The 3,850-nt window shown below is 70.9% G+C and carries 4 protein-coding genes; 3 read left to right on the top strand and 1 reads right to left on the bottom strand.

Going from position 1 to position 3,850, the window contains the following annotated elements:
- Positions 1 to 305, top strand: a 305-nt coding sequence (locus PROKR_RS23530) for a CBS domain-containing protein (RefSeq protein WP_036968367.1), incomplete at its 5' end; no start/stop codon positions are given.
- Between the two features lie 37 nt (positions 306 to 342).
- Here PROKR_RS23530 and PROKR_RS23525 read toward each other — a convergent pair.
- Positions 343 to 897, bottom strand: a complete 555-nt coding sequence (locus tag PROKR_RS23525; RefSeq protein WP_036968365.1) for a DJ-1/PfpI/YhbO family deglycase/protease — start codon at positions 895 to 897, stop codon at positions 343 to 345.
- A gap of 133 nt (positions 898 to 1,030) precedes the next feature.
- Here PROKR_RS23525 and lepA point away from each other — a divergent pair, with 133 nt between their 5' ends.
- Together lepA and hemW are read left to right on the top strand one after the other, a co-directional pair.
- Complete coding sequence (gene lepA, locus PROKR_RS23520) at positions 1,031 to 2,896, top strand: translation elongation factor 4 (protein WP_036968363.1); 1,866 nt, start codon at positions 1,031 to 1,033, stop codon at positions 2,894 to 2,896.
- Positions 2,897 to 3,850 (top strand): radical SAM family heme chaperone HemW (gene hemW, locus PROKR_RS23515; RefSeq protein ID WP_084800640.1); only part of this gene is annotated, 954 nt, incomplete at its 3' end. It abuts the gene before it with no gap.

Genomic DNA, 3,850 nt, shown 5'->3' with positions numbered 1-3,850 from the left:
ACCTGCGGATCCTGGTGCAGGGCGCCGGCGGGCGGCCGGAGGGTGTGGTGCACGTGCGCGACACGCTCCTGCTGGCCGACGACGCGCCGGTCACCGACGTGACCCGGCCCGTGTTCGAGCTGGCCGCGGACGTGCCGCTGCACACCGCGCTGACCAGCATGCGCGAGACGGGCAACCACCTGGCCGTCGTGCCGCGCTCGGACGCCGACGGTCCGGACGGTCCCGCGGCGGACTTCGGCGTGGTGACCCTCGCCGACGTGCTGCGGCGCCTCCTGCCGCGTACGACAGCGGGTACGCCCGCCTGATACCGCCCGACTGACGGGACCGGCGCGGTGCCGGGGCTCAGCCCTCGAGCACCGCGTCGATCTCGCGCAGGAACGCCGGCAGGTCGCCGGGCGTTCGGGACGTGATCAGCGGGAAGCCCGCGCCGTCGTCCCGCACCACCGGCTCGTCCACCCAGGTCCCGCCGGCGTTGCGCACGTCCGTGGCCAGGGACGGGTAGCTGGTGAGTGTCGCGCCCGAGACGTGCCCGGCCTCCACGACCGCCCACGGGCCGTGGCAGATCGCCGCGACCGGCCGGCCCGAGGTGGCGAACTCCGCCACGGCGGCCACCGCCTCCGGCCGCAGCCGCAGGGCGTCGGCGTTGATGGTGCCCCCGGGCACCAGCAGCAGGTCGAACCCTGCAGTGTCCACGGCGTCGATCGTGGTGTCCGGTTGCACCGTGTCGCCCGGCTTCTCGTCGCCCACGAGAGTGCGGACGTCGCCGGGTTGCGCGGCTGCCACGGTCACCACAGCGCCGTGGTCGCGCAGGTGGCGTACGGGTACCAGGAGCTCGTCCTGCTCGACGCCGTAGTTGGTCACGATCGCCAGTACCTGCCGGCTGGTCAGGTGCGTCATGGTTCTGCTCCGTCCATCGGGGTCGCTGCTCCCCGACCGTAGGCACGACCGCGCCCCGCTCGCACGGGACGTGGGAGAATGACGGTTGGCCCCGCCCATCCTGACCATCATCTGACGACGGAGCGAGAACGCTTTGCCCATCCCCGGTCCTGCGCTCACGGCGCGCATCCAGCCGAATGCCACCGCGCCCGAGCTGATCCGCAACTTCTGCATCATCGCGCACATCGACCACGGCAAGTCGACCCTGGCCGACCGCATGCTCCAGCTCACGGGCGTCGTCGACGCGCGCGCCATGCGCGCCCAGTACCTGGACCGGATGGACATCGAGCGCGAGCGCGGCATCACCATCAAGTCCCAGGCCGTCCGCATGCCGTGGGAGCTCGACGGCACGCCGCACGCCCTGAACATGATCGACACGCCCGGCCACGTCGACTTCACCTACGAGGTCTCCCGGTCGCTCGCCGCGTGCGAGGGCGCCGTGCTGCTGGTCGACGCCGCGCAGGGCATCGAGGCGCAGACCCTGGCCAACCTGTACCTGGCCATGGAGAACGAGCTCGAGATCATCCCGGTCCTGAACAAGATCGACCTGCCGGCGGCCCAGCCCGAGAAGTACGCCGAGGAGCTGGCGAACCTCGTGGGCTCCGACCCGGAGGACGTGCTCAAGGTCTCCGGCAAGACGGGCGTGGGCGTCGAGGCACTGCTGGATCGCATCGTGCAGCGGGTCCCGGCCCCGGTCGGCGATCCGGGAGCCCCGGCCCGCGCCATGATCTTCGACTCGGTCTACGACACCTACCGCGGCGTGGTCACCTACGTGCGGGTGGTCGACGGCGACCTGAACCCGCGCGAGAAGATCGCGATGATGTCGACGAAGGCCACGCACGAGCTCCTGGAGATCGGCGTCAGCGCGCCCGAGCCGCACCCGACCAAGGGTCTCGGCGTCGGCGAGGTGGGCTACCTGATCACCGGCGTGAAGGACGTGCGCCAGTCCAAGGTCGGCGACACCGTGACCAACGCGGCCAAGCCCGCCTCCGAGGCGCTCGGCGGCTACAGCGACCCCAAGCCGATGGTCTTCTCGGGCCTGTACCCGATCGACGGCTCGGACTACCCGATCCTGCGCGACGCCCTCGACAAGCTCAAGCTCAACGACGCCGCGCTCAACTACGAGCCCGAGACGTCGGTGGCCCTCGGCTTCGGCTTCCGTGTGGGCTTCCTCGGCCTGCTGCACCTCGAGATCGTGCGCGAGCGCCTGGAGCGCGAGTTCAACCTCGACCTCATCTCCACGGCCCCGAACGTCATCTACGACGTGACGATGGAGGACAACACGACGATCGAGGTGACCAACCCGTCGGAGTTCCCCGGGGGCAAGATCAAGGAGGTCCGCGAGCCCGTCGTCAAGGCCACGATCCTCACCCCGGCCGAGTTCGTGGGCGCCGTCATGGAGCTGTCGCAGTCCAAGCGTGGCGACCTGCAGGGTATGGACTACCTGTCCGAGGACCGCGTCGAGATGCGCTACCACCTGCCGCTCGCCGAGATCGTCTTCGACTTCTTCGACCAGCTCAAGTCCAAGACGCGCGGCTACGCGTCGCTCGACTACGACACGTCCGGCGACCAGGCTGCCGACCTCGTCAAGGTCGACATCCTGCTCCAGGGCGAGCAGGTCGACGCGTTCAGCGCGATCGTGCACCGGGACAAGGCCTACTCCTACGGCGTCATGATGACGGCCAAGCTCAAGGAGCTCATCCCGCGCCAGCAGTTCGAGGTGCCGATCCAGGCGGCCATCGGCGCGCGCGTGATCGCCCGTGAGACCATCCGCGCCATGCGCAAGGACGTGCTCGCCAAGTGCTACGGCGGTGACATCAGCCGTAAGCGCAAGCTGCTGGAGAAGCAGAAGGAGGGCAAGAAGCGCATGAAGAACATCGGCTCCGTCGAGGTGCCGAAGGACGCGTTCATCGCGGCGCTCTCCTCCGACGCCGCGGCCCCCAAGGAGAAGAAGAAGTAGGTGCCCGCACTTCCCTCCGGCATCCCCGTGCCCGACGACGGCGGGCTGCCGACCTGGGCGCGCCCGTCGGGGCGGGTCGCCACCGCTGAGCCGTTCGGCGTGTACGTGCACGTCCCGTTCTGCACGGTGCGCTGCGGGTACTGCGACTTCAACACGTACACCGCGTCCGAGCTGGGCGGCGGCGCCAACCAGGCGGCCTACGCGACCACGGCGCTGCGTGAGGTCTCCCTCGCGCGGCGCGTCCTGGCCGACGCCGGGCGCTCGCCCGCCGCGGTGTCGACCGTCTTCTTCGGCGGCGGCACCCCGACGATGCTGCCCGCCGAGGACCTTGCCCGCGTGCTGACGGGCATCCGGAACGCCTGGGGCCTGGCAGAGGACGCCGAGGTCACCACCGAGGCCAACCCGGACTCCGTGACTCCCGAGTCGCTGCGCGTGCTCGCGGAGGCCGGCTTCACGCGCGTCTCGTTCGGCATGCAGTCCGCGGTGCCGCACGTGCTGGCGACGCTGGAGCGCACCCACGACCCGCTGCGCATCCCCGACGTAGTGCGGTGGGCCAGGGACGCCGGCCTGGACGTGTCCCTGGACCTCATCTACGGCACGCCCGGCGAGTCCCTCGACGACTGGCGCACCAGCGTCGAGGCGGCGCTGGCCACCGGCGTCGACCATGTGTCCGCGTACGCCCTGGTGGTGGAGCCGGGCACCAAGATGGCGGCCCAGGTGCGACGCGGCGAGGTGACGCTGCCCGACGAGGACGACCAGGCCGCCAAGTACGAGCTCGCCGACGACCTGCTCACCGAGGCCGGGCTGAGCTGGTACGAGGTGTCGAACTGGTCCCGCGCGGGGCACGAGTGCCGGCACAACATCGGGTACTGGCGCGGCGACGACTGGTGGGGCGTGGGCCCGGGCGCCCACAGCTACGTGTCGGCGCCCGCGGCGCCCGCCCCGGCCGCGCCC

It is taken from the genome of Promicromonospora kroppenstedtii DSM 19349 (genome assembly GCF_000515355.1).
Lineage (GTDB): Bacteria > Actinomycetota > Actinomycetes > Actinomycetales > Cellulomonadaceae > Promicromonospora > Promicromonospora kroppenstedtii.
Note: the sequence above shows the minus strand (reverse complement) of the source record. Positions and strands in the feature narration are given on the sequence as shown.

What these genes read in the sequence shown, in the direction of transcription:
- PROKR_RS23525 (WP_036968365.1), bottom strand. Translation starts at nt 897, where the DNA reads ATGACGCACCTGACCAGCCGGCAGGTACTGGCGATCGTGACCAACTAC.